The following is a 15,309-nucleotide window of genomic DNA, read 5'->3' on the forward strand; positions in this document are numbered from 1 at the left end:
GCTGGTTTAGCGCCAAATGAATCTGAGATTAGATACAAAGACTCTAAAACTGTGGCCAAATTTTATTGACCACTACAGTATTAGGCGCTGGGGTTACTGCATTTGAAACCAACTTGGTCGAAACACCTTCAACGACAGGTGACTTTAAGAAACCTTTATTAGAAGAAGTAATAAAGCCTAAAACAATAATTACAAAGCCAGAAGAAACAAAAAAGCATAAAAAAATGCCATCAACACAATCTAATAAATCATTGTTAATATCTAATAATGATTTATTAGCAGTGAAAGGTGAAGAAGGTATTGCAGTCATATCCATAATTGCTGAAACAGGCAAAAAAGCCAAATATACTTGGCGATTCATGCCATCTAATGGTGCTACAGAGCAAAATGGTATTGGTGATTTGTACGAGAAATATGCTGTAGCTAGAGAAACAGATGATAGTCGATATTTAATAGATTTAAATGGCAAACTCAAATTCAAAGCTGGGCCATTTTATTTAAAGTGGTCTTATTCTAGTGATATGAATAGTTGGCTTTACGGTGATGAAAAAGTTGAATTAGGAAAACTACCTGACACAAGTATCAAACAGTTTTCTTTTTAACATGTAAACGTTTAAAAAGGCATTTAAACGAAATAAAAAAAACAGTGGGTTACGTTTCGCTTCGCTACATATTTCAACACACTATTTTTGTCCGTTTCATGCGGCGTTATATGCCAAATGTATCCATTTTAAGCTTCAGTGTTTTAACATAAGGAAAACGTAATGAAAGAAGAAATCAGCCTTTTATTGGAAAAGGAAGAATCTCCTACATTAGAATTTAAAAGACAATGGTATTGGGATGACTCTACTCTGTCTGATGATATGGCTGATAAGTGGGGGGAATTAATTAAAGATTTGATTTCTTTAGCTAATGGTTACATAAATAAAGCAGGTGAATATCGGTATCTAATTTTTGGGTTTTCAGAAACAGAGAAGAAAACGTATAACTTAGATGTGAGCAACATCAAGCAACTTAAAAATCTGACTCGATTTAAAAAAGATCTACTGCAAAGGCTTGAAAAAGTTACTAAGCCTTCTTTCATTGATATAAATATAAAAATGTTAACAGTGGAGGAAGATAATTTATTAGTGTTTGAAATACCTTGCCCTACTCAATTAGTTGAACTGAAGAATGAGCTTAAAACTAAGACTCGTCACCTTGATCAAGGTGCAATATTGGTTCGAAAAGGACAAAAGTCTGACGAAGTGAGAACAGCATCCCCTGATGAAATTGAAATTTTAAAGTTAGAGTTACTAAAATATAGTGAGTCGACCCTATATAAAAAAATGAATGAAGAAATTGAGCCGTCTACATCTGAGAAATCAATAGAGAAAACCATTCAGTTGTTTATAGATAAGAATTCAAGTTTTTCTTTGGCTGATAAGTACCCTATAAAAGAAAGGAATTGGAAAGATAATATTGTTTTTGAAATATATAGGCTTGAAGATGGATTTTCTGGGCTGAAAGAATTTGTTTATATTCATGAATCTTCAAACCAAGGAAAAACACTGGCCGAAATAAAAAAAAGAAAATTATTAAACAACATTAAATCTTCAATTATCTTAATAGACAGACCTAAAATAAAAGATGTAAAAAGACGAAAGGCTAATATTAAAAGACTTTTTACTACTGAGTATGTGTTCTTTATTGATGAGTTTGGATATGAGCACTTATACAAGGATTGTATGCTTCCATATGAAAAATTCAATTTACCTGTTTATGTTGATGGTTTATATGACGCGGGTGATGTTTGTGACTTACCTGCAATCGCTAGATTAAAGGAATGGTTTGAGTCTGAAAATGAACCTCTATTTGTTGTGAGTGGTCATGGTGGGATTGGGAAGACAACATTAGCTAAGCAGTTTTTAGATTCTGTCAGCGATACAAACACAGAACCAGGTATTCTTTTCATTGATTCAAAAGAAATCATTAGCGAATTATCTAGGAATTTTAGTATTGAGAATAAAGTTTCGGATGTTTTTGACTTTTATAAAGCATTGATGGATGCAGATGATATAGATGGAGCTAGGTTTGATAAGGAGTTACTTCAATTATCAATTGATAATGGTAGTTTAGTTGTTGTTCTTGACGGTATTGATGAGGTCATTGCAAAACTTGGAGACAAATTTGATGTTGAACTCTTCATTACATCAATATTTGACGAGTATTCGTCCGGTCTTAATAAAACTAAGGTTTTAATTACTTGTCGAGACCACTTTTGGAATGAAGTGGGTAAAAAAATATTATTACCAGAAATTACATTGAAAGCATTCAATACAGAATTGGCCAATGATTTCTTTGAACAAAAATTAAAGAGTGATAAAAGAAAAGTTGTGAAAGCTATGGAAATGGCTGAGAATTTGGCTATAGAAAGTTCTGTGTCTTTAGAAACTAAAAGTAGAAAAACATATATACCTTTCCTTTTAGACATGATCGGATATTTAATAAACTCACAAGGGCTAAGTACAAATCATCAAGAGTCTTTTGAAAGCCAATATTTAATTCCAGACAATCATACAGATCAGCTTGTTGCTCAAGTTTGTCGCCGTGAAATTGTTAAGCTAGAAAGTTTATCCATAGATCAGCAAGTCGAATTATTTATCAGAATAGCCTCAGGCAAACAGAACGGTATTTCCCTATATGACATCAAGGAAGAGCTTACTGCTATTGTCTCAGATTTTGACGACTCACTAATCGAAAAAATAAAAGGTCACCCTTTAATTCAATGTGAAAATAATATGATTTATTTTCGCTATGATGTATTTGATATATATTTTAAAGGCCTACTGATATATTACTTTTTTAAGAATAAAGATGCTGATACGATCACTGATGAGCTTGTTAGGATAGTTAGTGGTTACCTAAAGTACGACAGTAGCTTTACTGCAACAGTTGCAGAAAAATTAGAATTGGACGATGAACTTATTATATTTTGTATTGAGGTGATCGAGACAGCTAATGATATTCAAGGGGTTAACCATGAAATGTTTGTATCATCAATCGTTTCATTCCTTATGACTTTATTACAAAAATGTAGTAACCAACAATCAAACCTAAATTCAAGAACTGAGTTACTCGAAAAACTGTTTGGAGAAAATGGCGCATTAATAGGCGTTTGTTTAGTAGATATATTTGGGAATACAACTTCAAAACCAACTTTTGATTTCAGAGGTAAAGTTCTTAAAGACTGTACTTTTAATAACTATGAATATTTTTGGGAATGTAGTATTGATGATCATACTGTATTTCATACTTCAATATTCAAAGATATAGATCCACGCGCGGGCATCAACTATAAAATATCTGATAATCTTTTTGCTAGTAGCTGTGATTTAACCTCGATTCAACATTTGTTAACAGAAAAAAAGAGGAGTTTGAAAGTACACGGGATACCATAAAAGCTGAGTTAGAAAAAGTATTCAAGCTATTTTATCAAAGGGGGAATTTCTACCCCAGAAAACAAGAAGAAGTCAGAAAAAAACTATCAGCGGTAAAACAGTTACCAAATCTAATGGCTAAAGGGGTTATAGAAAACTATAAGGATCCCCAAAAGCCTACTATGAAACAATATAGAGTTAATAAAAATTACAAATCTGTTGTTGATTACATAGAACAGGGTAGCCCCTCTAGTGAGTTTCTATCGCTAATTGAAGAGCTTATTTAAAATTTAAGTTTGCAAATCAAAGGTATATAACAACACGCCCTGAGGTGGACAGCAAGCGCTAAAGCTCACTTTCCACCGAATTAACAGAGAATTAACAGTGACACCCATCCTAAATTTTGATCTTTTTAAAATTTAAGGCTACGTTTCAGTTAGAAGAATTAACAGTGACACCCATCCTAAATTTTGATCTTTTTAAAATTTAAAGCGATAAAATTATAAAATTATGATGACATCCACTCTAATCACTTTGAAAAAATTTGGGTGAGTGTCAATGCTATTCATCAATGTTATTCACAGTAGGAGGTTGGTATGCACCCAACGTGTAAAAATTGTAATTATCAAAGACAGAGTTCTGACTTAGCTCCCGATTATGAATGTCCAAAATGCGGGGTTGTGTACGCCAAAGCTGATAAATACATTGAAAAAAAAGCCAAAAATATACAAAAAGAATTAGAAGTAAAAAAAATTAAAGAGCAAAAAGAAAACAAAATGAATCGAGCAGATAAAGAAAAAAAGAGAAAGGAAACAGCTCGAAAAAAAGTAATAATCAAAAACTATATTGGTAAGCAAGATAAAGCTAATTCTTTATTTCAAACTGATTCCATAAAAATGGCAGAGCATAATTATTACCCAAAAATTCAAAATTGGTCTCAAGGACAATGGGGTTGTGGTGCTTTTATTGTCGCTTTAGCGCTGTGTTTTGTTCTCATTGGTATATTGGTCTTTATTTATCTGTTAATAGTTAAACCAGACGGTACTTTATCTGTCACATATGAACTTAAAGAGACGTCAGAGACAAAAACGTGTATCAAATGTGCTGAAACAATTAAGGCTGCAGCTGTAGTTTGTAGATATTGTAATCATGAGTATGGTTAGGATCATATAGTAAGATAAATAGGGTCAGGTCCTGACGAATCCCCACAGTTTGATGATATAAATCAATAAGGTAGTTTAAAAAGCGGTTGAAGTGCACAGCCAATTTTGATCTTATATGTTTTTTCCGACCAAAGAAATTACAAAGTAAATCGACTATGCACTTGAGTAAATTATTACATAAAACTTTTTCTAATACAGCGGGTATTATTGATAAGCGTAACCACTGCACATTAATGAAAGCTGTAGAAACACTCTGCCAACATAAGTTCTTATCCATTGCTGCATTGGGGCGAAAACTAAAGAGTAACGCGAAGGTTAAACACAATATTAAACGAATGGATAGGTTATTTGGCAACCCTCGCGTCCAGCACGCCCGCTTCCACTATTACCAAGAAATCGCTCACCGCGTGATTGGTCAGATTAGACGCCCATGCGTGACGATTGACTGGTCTGGGTTAACACCTTGTGGCGAGTTTCATTTGTTACGGGCGGCAGAATAATTAACAGTGACACCCATCCTAAATTTTGCACTTTTCGAAGTTAGCAGCTAGCCTTTCTTTAGCAATAATTAACAGTGACACCCATCCTAAATTTTGCACTTTTCGAAGTTAGCAGCTAGCCTTTCTTTAGTGCAAAAAGTAAGCAGGTGTCTTATGGCTATAGCAAGAAAACGTCAAGTAAGTTTGGTTGATACAAAATACTACCATTGTATTTCGCGTTGCGTGCGACGTGCATTTTTATGTGGGGAAGACCGTTTTACTGGTCAATCTTACGAGCATCGACGAGGGTGGGTTGAAGATAAGCTGCTTGAATTAGCAAAGGTATTTTGTATTGATGTATGTGCTTATGCCGTAATGAGTAATCACACCCATTTAGTACTGTATGTAGATGATAAGAAAGCAAATAGGCTAAATGATAAAGCGATTGTTATTCGTTGGCATAAGCTTTGTAAAGGCACATTGTTAACGCAAAAATATGTACAAGGTGAAAAGCTAAGTAAAGTTGAACTCATCTTTTTCAATCAAACGGTTAAACAATACCGTGAACGTCTAGCAAGTATTAGCTGGTTTATGCGTTTGTTAAATGAAGACATTGCGCGCAGAGCAAATAAAGAAGATAACTGCACAGGGAGGTTCTGGGAGGGAAGATTCAAATCGCAAGCATTACTAGATGAAGCAGCACTTGCGGCCTGCTTGGCGTATGTTGATTTAAACCCCATCAGAGCAAACATGGCAGAAACGCCCGAAGAATCAGATCATACAAGTGTCCAACAACGCATAACACACGCAGAAGAAAGTAAACAACCAAAACAGTTACTACGTTTTGCTGGTATGCCTCGTCAGATTATGCCCAAAGGGCTGCCGTTTGAGCTTAAGTCGTACCTTGAACTTGTTGAGTTAACAGGGCGAATAATACGAGAGGATAAACGCGGGCACATTGATAGTATGAACCTTCCTTTGCTAGAAAGAATTAATATATCCCCAGAAAACTGGTTAAAACTCACCACGCAATTTACGCGCGTATTCCATGGTGCAGTAGGTAGGCCCACTTCACAAGCAAGTTACTGTGAAAACTTAAAGCGGAAACGGCGATCAAATATTAGCAACTGCGAAAAGCTACTCGCATAAAACGTAAGCTAATCAGTAAAACTATTCAGTAATAAATCACAACTGCATTATGCAGTTATTTTCATGCGTGTAATTTAGTTGGTTTGTGCAAAAAACAGGCAGGGTGTCTTATGGCAATTGCAAGAAAGCGTCAAGTAAGTTTGGTTGATACAAAGTACTATCACTGTATTTCACGCTGTGTTCGTCGCGCATTTTTATGTGGAGAAGACCGTTTTACTGGTCAATCTTACGAGCATCGACGAGGGTGGGTTGAAGATAAGCTGCTTAAAATTAACAAGACACCCAATCTAAATTTTTTATTCAAAAATTAATGCTTAAGTTTTTTTATGCGTTAACGACTAGTTATGCATTTAGTAAGTATTACAAACAACAAAATGGTATTCATAATTTATGAATACCATTTTAATGTTCAGTAAAAGCTTATTTAAACTACTTACCTCAACTGCTTATAATAGAAATTTAAAGTCTACGCGTAATACTCTCGTCTGAGTTTATTACTTGTAAAGCTGCACTTGTGGCAAAACCACCCGCATCATTAAAGGTGACATTAATCCAGTTACTGCCTTGTAAAATGTCATGAGGTACAGGGATTTCAATCACGCCAAAGAAGCTTGCACGTCCGTTACGGGTTTTACCGTTCTTTTGGTCATATCCTCTAAAGTCTTTTGGCACTGTTACCGTAACACCATTCACTTTTACAACTGGAACAAGAGACTTACCATGAGCACGGCCCATACCTAAGCGTAATACAGCTTCACCTTGGGCTCCCACTTCAACATTTTTAATATTAAATAATAGACTACTATTCGCCTTAATCGGCTTTTTATAAGTTGTTGCGTAATACTTTGTTTCTTGATTTACTTTATCAATGTTTATCTTGTTTTGATAAGTAATGGTCATAATCTTAGTACTTTCTTTCGGTAAAAATACGGTACCTGGCACACTCGTTAGGTTTTTAGTTTCCAATAACGCATGGTTATTATTATCGTAAGATAACGTTTTTATTTGAACTGATTTAACCGAGTTACCCGTAATACCCAATGCTTTCAATGAAACATCAGTATCTTCAAACTCTAAACTCGTCATGATGATGTGTGCTTTATTATTTTGCACATACGCATCAACCATTATATCTAAATCTGATGCCCAACTATCAACATGCGTACCTCGAACATTCGACCATAATTGATAAAACTTCACTAAATCAGTGTATACCCATTGTGTACCTGTTTGACCTGCTTTCTCAAAATTTTGACGCATTAAACGGTTTTCATATGGGTAACCGGTATCACCATGTCTACCCCATTCAGCTTTCACTGGAATAAATGGGATAGCTTTAGCAATAACATTAGGGCGTTCTAAAAATTGTGTTAATAACGCATTATAACCACGTAATTTTTCAGCATCGCGAACATGCGTCCATGGTTTATTACGTAATGCATGCACCGAAGCACCATATTCAGAGATTAATAATGGTTTAACTCGACCAAACTTAATCGTTGAATATTGCTCTAACATATCAAGGGTTGCTTCAACATTACTACCACGTCTATATTCTTCGCCGCGTGGGTGAGTAGGAAAATCATATAAATGAATTGAAAAAACATCCATATCTTTGCCTCCCGTGTCGATAAATAATTTATCGTTGTCTTCCCAGCGTTGGAAGTTATCCCAATCATAATTAGGGAATGCTGTGGTATATCCAGCAATTTTAACGCCTTTATTTAACTTTTCGTTATTTGTTTTACGAACTTCTTTAGCGACACTGGTGTGGTAACTAAAAATATCAGAAATAGGAGCTTTTGCTCTGCCATCTTTAGGATCGATATTAAGATCGTAAAGAGGTTCGTTAACTACCTCTATAAACGCAGGTTTTGGATGACCTACTGCAGTATTACTTTGCGCAAAGTAATTTTTTAAGAACTGGCCCATATAGTGACCTGTTGCTGTACCAAGTGGCTCTTGCGCTGTATCTGTTTGTGAGAAAGCCCAGCCAGTATTGCCAATGTTAGTACCATCAGGATAATACGGGTGAACTTGACCTGCAACAACCATATTTTCTGATCTATTTTTAAAACGTCTACCATTAACGAATCTGGCCTGAGTGCTTTTTTCAAAGGTATTTACTGCTGCTTTCCCTAGAGTTGTTGCGGTTGATTCGTCAATAAAACCTGAACGGATGTTATCTTGTGCTTGACCAAAAAGTTGGTTTTTCATATACCCTGTATCACGACCAAAATATACGTCGTAACCTTTGATGAATTTTCCGATCAAATCATCTAATTCATTATTACCTTTGCTATCATCATTCCAATCATTTTCAGTTGGTGCTGAATGTAACGAAATAAACTTTTCACGATTGAAACTTTGAATATTACCGATACGATGTTTAGTATCTAAATTAACATCAACGTTAACTTTATTTGTAGCCGCTATTACATTACTTGTAAAAGTAGCTGTAAGTATTGGTAGAGCGATAATTAATGCTTTATATAGCATTGAATAATTTTTTTGCTTGTTTATCATATAGTATCTCGGATGTTTAGATGTTGTAATTATTTCCATATAAGAAAATCCTCTATTTCTTTTTTATCCTTTTTATTTCTTCCATTAATTTTTATATTCCATCTGACATAAATCATTAATTAACAGCGATTTTTTTATAATTTCAACTACTCGCTGTTAATTTATATTAATAATTAAAGTCAATATTTTAAATCTGAATAGAGCAATAAAACTTCTTTAAAAAAATAGCTCTATTCAATAAATACCTAGCCAAGATACATTGTAAACAATTAACTATCAACCAAAGGTGCAATTTACTCAGTATGCGTCACGACAAGAAAATATCAGCAATTACGAAAAGCTACTCGCATAAAATTTAAGCTACTCAGTAAAACTATTCAGTAATAAATCACAACTGTATTATGCAGTTATTTTCATGCGTGTAATTTAGGTTTAATAGGGCTAATTACTTATTTAACGGATGAAATAAAGTACCCAGCAATAAAAGATAAATTTTGAACTTGAAGAGCAAATTTAGTGTCACAGTTTTGTTTGTTCAATAAATGTGGCTGTCTAGTTTGGTCTGTTCCATAAAGATTGGCCTATTGAGAATACGCAAAACTAGCAGAGACTTTAGATTGGGCAATTTTATAAGTTGTCCATGTTCTACAGGCTATTAAAAAGGCTGCTTAAATTAAGCAGCCTTTTACATTTAATGTTTTTGAGATTAACCTCAGAGGAAATAAAGAATTAATCTACTGAACGATTAATTTTTAAGGCAAGGAGTCTTCAATTGACAACAAAAAGAAAATTCATCCAAAGTATTCCTAATGAAATGGAAATTAACAGTGACACCCATCCTAAATTTTGATCTTTTTAAAATTTAAGGCTACGTTTCAGTTAGTACGAAAAACGAGCAGGGTGTCTTATGGCAATTGCAAGAAAGCGTCAAGTAAGTTTGGTTGATACAAAATACTATCACTGTATTTCACGGTGCGTGCGACGTGCATTTTTATGTGGGGAAGACCGTTTTACTGGTCAATCTTACGAGCATCGACGAGGGTGGGTTGAAGATAAGCTGCCTGAATTAGCTAAGGTATTTTGTATTGATGTATGTGCTTATGCCGTAATGAGTAATCACACCCATTTAGTACTGTATGTAGATGATAAGAAAGCAAACAGGCTGAATGATAAAGCGATTGTTATTCGCTGGCATAAACTGTGTAAAGGCACATCGTTAACGCAAAAATATGTACAAGGTGAAAAGCTAAGTAAAGTTGAACTCATCTTTTTCAATCAAACAGTAAAGCAATACCGCGAACGCTTATCAAGTATCAGCTGGTTTATGCGGCTATTAAATGAAGACATTGCCCGCAGAGCAAATAAAGAAGATAGCTGCACGGGTAGATTTTGGGAGGGTAGATTTAAATCGCAAGCATTACTAGATGAAGCAGCACTTGCAGCCTGTATGGCCTATGTCGATTTAAATCCCATTAGAGCTAAAATGGCTAACACACCAGAAGAGTCAGACCATACCAGTGTACAAAATCGTTTAACATGCGCGGCAGAAGGTAAACAACCAAAGCAGTTACTGCGTTTTGCAGGTATGCCACGTCAGATTATGCCTAAAGGGCTGCCGTTTGAGCTTAAATCGTACCTTGAACTTGTTGAGCTAACAGGGCGAATAATGCGAGAGGATAAACGCGGACATATTAATAATATAAATCTTCCTTTGCTAGAAAGACTTAATATATCCTCCGAAAACTGGTTAAAACTTACTACGCAATTTACGCGCGTATTTCATGGCGCAGTAGGCAGACCCACTTCACAAGTAAGTTATTGTGAAAATTTAAAGCGGAAACGGCGATCAAATATTAGCAATTGCGAAAAGCTACTCGCATAATTAAGCTACTCAGTAATAAATCACAACTGCATTATGCAGTTATTTTCATGCGTGTAATTTAGGTTTAATAGGGCTAATTACTCATTTAACGGATGAAATAAAGTGACCCAGTGATAAAAGATAAATTTTGAACTTGAAGAGCAAATATTAGTGTCACAGTTTTGTTTGTTCAATTAAAGTGGCTGTCTAGTTTAGTTTTTGAGGCATTAGATGTACTTGCTTTTAATGCAAACATTCGTATTAAGGTTCAATCTCATGGTTAATGTAGATATACGTAGTATTTCTGTCTGTATTCAGGCTTTAGAGGACTCAATTCGATATTATGATTTGCTCTCGCAATCAGATACAGTCGATAGTGATGATTTTGAAGAGTGTAAATATATGTATGAAGTAGAGCTTAGCCGTTTATGTGAATTATACTCCGCAGAAGAAACAAAAGGGAATGTACCTATTCCGTTATCAAAACTTCTTAAATCGTAATTACGCACTAACAAGATAATTGGACTCCCAACCTCTAAACTGAAGTAGAAATTATTTTTAGGAGTTCAATTATGAATAAGTTAAGAATTGGTGTCGATTTAGCTCATAAATTAATACAAATTTGTAGCTCTACAAATAATAAATAAGGTCATTGAGGGCAAATCTTGACTACATACATCAAAACATAAATTGGTTAAAAGGTTTTGATATTAGCTATTTTTACTCTCTAAAAGCGCAGCGCATCATATCCTCTTTGTGAATTAATCTTAGTTTACGAAAGAGGGCATTAACTTGAGGTACGCTAGGCAAATGCTCTAAATGTAAAACATCAGCGAATTAGCATATCTAATACACGCCGATGTTTATACTTTATTCAAAAGGCTACATCACTTGTGTGATATTAAACCTTAATCTTGTTTACGGTAAAGGCTTATTAAACATATCGCTAAAAGTAACGTTGCAATCATGCCCGAAGCGCCAGCAACAGCTGATGGAAGAAATCCATCACGGCCAAAGGTAATTAAAATGCCATTGGCTAACATTGCAACTCCGCCAGCTAAGGCTGTAAGTCCGCCAATTGCTTTGCCACCTTTAGCGATGAAAGACAGGCCAAAAACAAGTGCTGCTAATCCCAATAATAATTTAGCTGTGTAGTAAATCATGAATGACAAAGAAACCACGCCACCAATTAAAGGTTGTGCACCTTCTACGGCACCCGCAACTTTACCAAATGTTGAAAACAACGTAAGGCCAATACTCACCTGTACTATATTTAATACCGCAGCAAAGGCGATAGCCGACCATCCTAGTTGAGAATGTTTTGCTTGTACCATTGCCGTACCAGCAAAGGCAACAAGCAAGGTAAATATGAGTGCTTCTAGTCCCCAAGAAACTTGCCTTGAAAAGCTAATTTCGGCACTGTAAAGGGCTGAATAAATACCCTGTGATATTGCCAATAACAACAATAAAGATGCTGTAATTAGGGTGATGCGTTTATTCGTAAATTCCATTATGGGCCTCTTATAATTTTATATTTAATGCTTTAAAAAGCGGTAACAGATTTGAATAAATCAAACAGATGGGGCTTTTTAACTAATTAGCGTTTCTACTATCTGATATAAGACAGGTAAAGTTATTTAATTATTTCACTTAAACCTATAAAAATAATAATTAATAACAAATAGGTCGGGTATTTTACCTTTTAGTATTTAGGATTAGTACTTTATTAATAGTCTTAATAGTCTAAATATAAACGGCGGTTTAGGTATGGCAAAGTCTCTATGGCTAGAATTATCAAATACGTTAGTTACTTCACGGGTAATTAACAATAGTCTGTTTATTTGGATGAGAAAGAAAAATGGGGTAAGGTTTTTTTGTTTTTTCCTTTTGTATTAAAGGCTTTGTTGTAAGCTGAATATGCTCAATTGTCTTCTAATCGGGATGATACAATTAGGGCGGCATACTCGTCAGGAGGTTATATTTTAAAGAAGTTGGCGAGTATTTTAAATTGCATTATTCGAGGGTGAGTAGAATAATGGCAAAAAATAAGACCTGACACCTATGTCTGTAAACTAATTCATAAGGAAAAAAACAGTTGGCTTTTTACTTTTTTGTTGCTAAATTTGAACCATAATTTTAGTTCGCTTAAGTTAGCGTTAGATGTTAAATAAATCAAGGAGGAAGTATAAATATGGCTACTAAAAGTGGGAAGTCTTGGGTTACATGGGCAAACAGTCATGCAAAAAATAGCAATAATGTAGATGACCTTGAAGCCACCTTTAAAACTGGCACAAAAGCTTTTATAAAATCTTTAAAAGATGCTGGCGCTACAGTCAACGTTTCAGCCACAAAAAGGAGTGATAAGAGGGCTTACCTTTTTCACTGGTCATGGAAAATATCTCAAGGTAAATGTAAGCCTTCTGATGCGAAAAAAATGGCTGGGGTTGATATAGAGTGGGACCACGGGGATATAGCAAAAAGTAAAGCTGGCGCACTAGAAATGGTCAATGGTTTTGGATTGGCTGTTCCGCCGAGAAGTATTAACCCGCCTTCACTTACGAGTAATCATATCAGCGGTAAAGCAATTGATATGACAATCAAATTTACTGGTACTATAAAAGTTAAGAAAAAGGATGGAACTGAAGTGTCTACTACGTTTTCTTCTAATGTAAATACCAATAAGATACTACATTCTATTGGCGAGTCTTATGGCGTTAAAAAATTAAAAACTGATGCTCCTCATTGGTCATATAATGGACGATAAAATGAGGTTACCCCTAATTTTAATAGCTTTAACTTTTTCATGTTCAGCTTTCTCCCAATCAACTAATGAGAGTATGGATAGAGAGGTCGGATGGTTGCATGGTAACTGTTTAGCAATAAAAAACCCTGATATTCCTTCTCAGCATGATTTTAAATTAATACATCTTGGAGAGGGGGCAGCTGTAGAGAATGCAGTGGTTCAAGAAAAAACAACAGATGGTGAAAAATGTTACCCGCTTCTTGATGATAGGGTTGAAGTTAATACGCAATCAGGATACACCTATTATTTAGTCAAATCTAAAAATCCGATAAATTTAGCTATTGGCGTTTTAGAATCTAAAGTTGACTTGAACCTCGATTTTGACTTTTGTAATACATCTGAAGGAATACAATTTTCTATATCAAAAAAGGATGGGTCTCTAGTTTGGGGCGGTTATTATTATCTTGGTTATGAGTCTGAACCCACTTGCAAAAGTTATTAATCTACAAAAGCTGCATTGTAAGATTTTTGCTATGCTCATTTATGTATGTAGTATAACTCCATTTTATACAATTACTTTTTGCAAAAATTGCAGGAGAGCCTAACGTTAGTTAGAGATCTGATGTGTAATTAAATTTTAAAGGAATAACCATGACAGGCAGATTCAACCTTGAAGTGCATAACGGCTAAGCAGCTAACGCTACCATATACTCAGCCATTAATTTGGCTGGCGTTTTTATAATTAAACTTTTTTCTCGGTCTGTCATTTAATTCCACTATTACATTTTGAATTGATGATTTCGATACCTTTTTGAAATTTGTTGATTTTGACCAGTATTGGCGTAATAAACCATTTGTATTTTCAGGTGAAGCCGGATTCTGTGTTTTCTTGGTATTTTTTAGTCAAAAACCAAGTGTTCTTATCGCAGTAATTGGTATGGCATATATGGACGCACCTTTAGACGATGTATGTGAGCGTTTTAACTGGATGGTATATTAGTTTTATTGATCATAATCTTTATACTTTGATGTAGAAGATTAATCACCTGCAAACCTTGTAATATATATTGATTAAATGCCCATAATACAAGGCTTATGGGCTTATCTTAATATTTCACTATACGTTTAAAGAGCTTAATACCTACTTTTTAAGATAGAAATATAAAATGAGACCAATCACTTAACGCTGTAATAGTTTGCTTTGTAGGGGGTGCAATATAGATTAAACCTGCAATAGCAATAATCGAACACAAGGTAATTAACTTATTATCGAAGTCAGCTATTTTTAGAGCGGTGCCGAAAGAGCGTTTAATTCTGACATTACTTAAATCTACACTGTAAATTTCATCCAGCAATAAATGAATTAATCCTCCTAGTAAAACAAACCCACCCGTTAACCAAGCAAAGATGGCTGTTTGTGTGGTTGATTGGTCGTTCAGTTTCCATGCTACTTGAGTCGTCAATAACGCACATAACAGTATAAATAGTAAAGAGTGGCAACTACCTCTATGTACTGTGATCCATTCAAAAATTGGTCTAATAACATATTTCATAAATCCGTAAACCAATAAGGGCACTACGATTAACTCGATAAAACTAATTTCAATAATTAGCTCGGTGGTTATGTAATGCAGTACCAGTAATACAGCGCTGAGTGCAAATAAGTTAAAAATAGTATCGAGTGATGTAGAGTTATCTGAATCTATATCGGGTAATAAGCCGCCAATTGAACCTAAAAACCATAACCAGAGCGCACTTTTTAATTCAATATGTCCTGCAGATAATAAGGTGGCTGAGGCTAAGCCTGTGACGATTACGGCAGTATTAAGATGAGTATTGAAGTTTGCCATTGTATCTCTTGATAGAAAAATAGATGTGCATTTTAACAATTGATAAGTTCATTGTTCAATGTACTTTAAAGATTGAAGTTGAAATAAACTTCTTATTGCTTTGATTAATCATTATTTTT

At 34.7% G+C, this 15,309-nt stretch carries 12 protein-coding genes and 2 pseudogenes; 11 read left to right on the forward strand and 3 right to left on the reverse strand.

The window, feature by feature from the left end:
* Positions 1–65 precede the first annotated feature (65 nt).
* The 6 genes and pseudogenes from I6F65_RS04765 to I6F65_RS04790 form a co-directional block, all read left to right on the forward strand.
* Complete coding sequence (locus tag I6F65_RS04765; RefSeq protein ID WP_197111744.1) at positions 66–602, forward strand: hypothetical protein; 537 nt, start codon at positions 66–68, stop codon at positions 600–602.
* A gap of 162 nt (positions 603–764) precedes the next feature.
* A complete protein-coding gene (locus tag I6F65_RS04770; protein ID WP_197111746.1) occupies positions 765–3,440 on the forward strand; it encodes an ATP-binding protein in 2,676 nt (891 codons plus the stop codon).
* A gap of 575 nt (positions 3,441–4,015) precedes the next feature.
* Positions 4,016–4,582, forward strand: a complete 567-nt coding sequence (locus I6F65_RS04775; RefSeq protein WP_197111748.1) for a hypothetical protein — start codon at positions 4,016–4,018, stop codon at positions 4,580–4,582.
* Positions 4,583–4,737: 155 nt separating this feature from the next.
* Positions 4,738–5,076: pseudogene (locus tag I6F65_RS04780) on the forward strand (IS4 family transposase); the annotation flags it as partial.
* 159 nt (positions 5,077–5,235) lie between these two features.
* Positions 5,236–6,210 carry a transposase gene (locus I6F65_RS04785; RefSeq protein ID WP_197111750.1) on the forward strand — a complete coding sequence of 325 codons (975 nt, stop codon included), beginning with the start codon at positions 5,236–5,238 and terminating at the stop codon, positions 6,208–6,210.
* A 110-nt stretch (positions 6,211–6,320) separates the two neighbouring features.
* Positions 6,321–6,482 (forward strand): annotated as a pseudogene (locus tag I6F65_RS04790) (transposase); the annotation flags it as partial.
* A gap of 187 nt (positions 6,483–6,669) precedes the next feature.
* Here the strand turns inward: I6F65_RS04790 and I6F65_RS04795 are convergent.
* On the reverse strand, positions 6,670–8,775 hold the full coding sequence (locus I6F65_RS04795; RefSeq protein WP_197111761.1) for a hypothetical protein: 2,106 nt from the start codon (positions 8,773–8,775) through the stop codon (positions 6,670–6,672).
* Between the two features lie 868 nt (positions 8,776–9,643).
* Here I6F65_RS04795 and I6F65_RS04800 point away from each other — a divergent pair.
* Positions 9,644–10,618, forward strand: coding sequence for a transposase (locus tag I6F65_RS04800; RefSeq protein WP_197111763.1), 975 nt, complete (start codon positions 9,644–9,646; stop codon positions 10,616–10,618).
* A gap of 255 nt (positions 10,619–10,873) precedes the next feature.
* Positions 10,874–11,098: a hypothetical protein gene (locus tag I6F65_RS04805; RefSeq protein ID WP_197111765.1), complete on the forward strand. Its 225-nt coding sequence runs from the start codon at positions 10,874–10,876 to the stop codon at positions 11,096–11,098.
* A gap of 407 nt (positions 11,099–11,505) precedes the next feature.
* Here I6F65_RS04805 and I6F65_RS04810 read toward each other — a convergent pair whose 3' ends face one another.
* Complete coding sequence (locus tag I6F65_RS04810; protein WP_197111767.1) at positions 11,506–12,108, reverse strand: thiamine biosynthesis protein ThiC; 603 nt, start codon at positions 12,106–12,108, stop codon at positions 11,506–11,508.
* A 680-nt stretch (positions 12,109–12,788) separates the two neighbouring features.
* Here I6F65_RS04810 and I6F65_RS04815 point away from each other — a divergent pair.
* From I6F65_RS04815 to I6F65_RS04825, 3 genes are all read left to right on the forward strand, one after another.
* The gene (locus tag I6F65_RS04815; RefSeq protein ID WP_166109083.1) at positions 12,789–13,361 is read left to right on the forward strand and encodes a hypothetical protein; all 573 of its coding nucleotides are present in this window, start codon (positions 12,789–12,791) and stop codon (positions 13,359–13,361) included.
* Entirely contained in the window at positions 13,351–13,842 is a 492-nt protein-coding gene (locus I6F65_RS04820; protein ID WP_197111769.1) for a hypothetical protein, read from the forward strand. Before I6F65_RS04815 ends, I6F65_RS04820 begins: the two co-directional genes overlap by 11 nt.
* Before the next feature lie 309 nt (positions 13,843–14,151).
* A complete protein-coding gene (locus I6F65_RS04825) occupies positions 14,152–14,340 on the forward strand; it encodes a hypothetical protein (RefSeq protein ID WP_197111771.1) in 189 nt (62 codons plus the stop codon).
* A 148-nt stretch (positions 14,341–14,488) separates the two neighbouring features.
* Here the strand turns inward: I6F65_RS04825 and I6F65_RS04830 are convergent, their stop codons facing one another.
* On the reverse strand, positions 14,489–15,190 hold the full coding sequence (locus tag I6F65_RS04830; RefSeq protein WP_024611733.1) for a metal-dependent hydrolase: 702 nt from the start codon (positions 15,188–15,190) through the stop codon (positions 14,489–14,491).
* Positions 15,191–15,309: the final 119 nt, after the last annotated feature.

Origin of the sequence: Pseudoalteromonas sp. SWXJZ94C, assembly GCF_015864385.1 — a bacterium.
Taxonomy (GTDB): domain Bacteria; phylum Pseudomonadota; class Gammaproteobacteria; order Enterobacterales; family Alteromonadaceae; genus Pseudoalteromonas.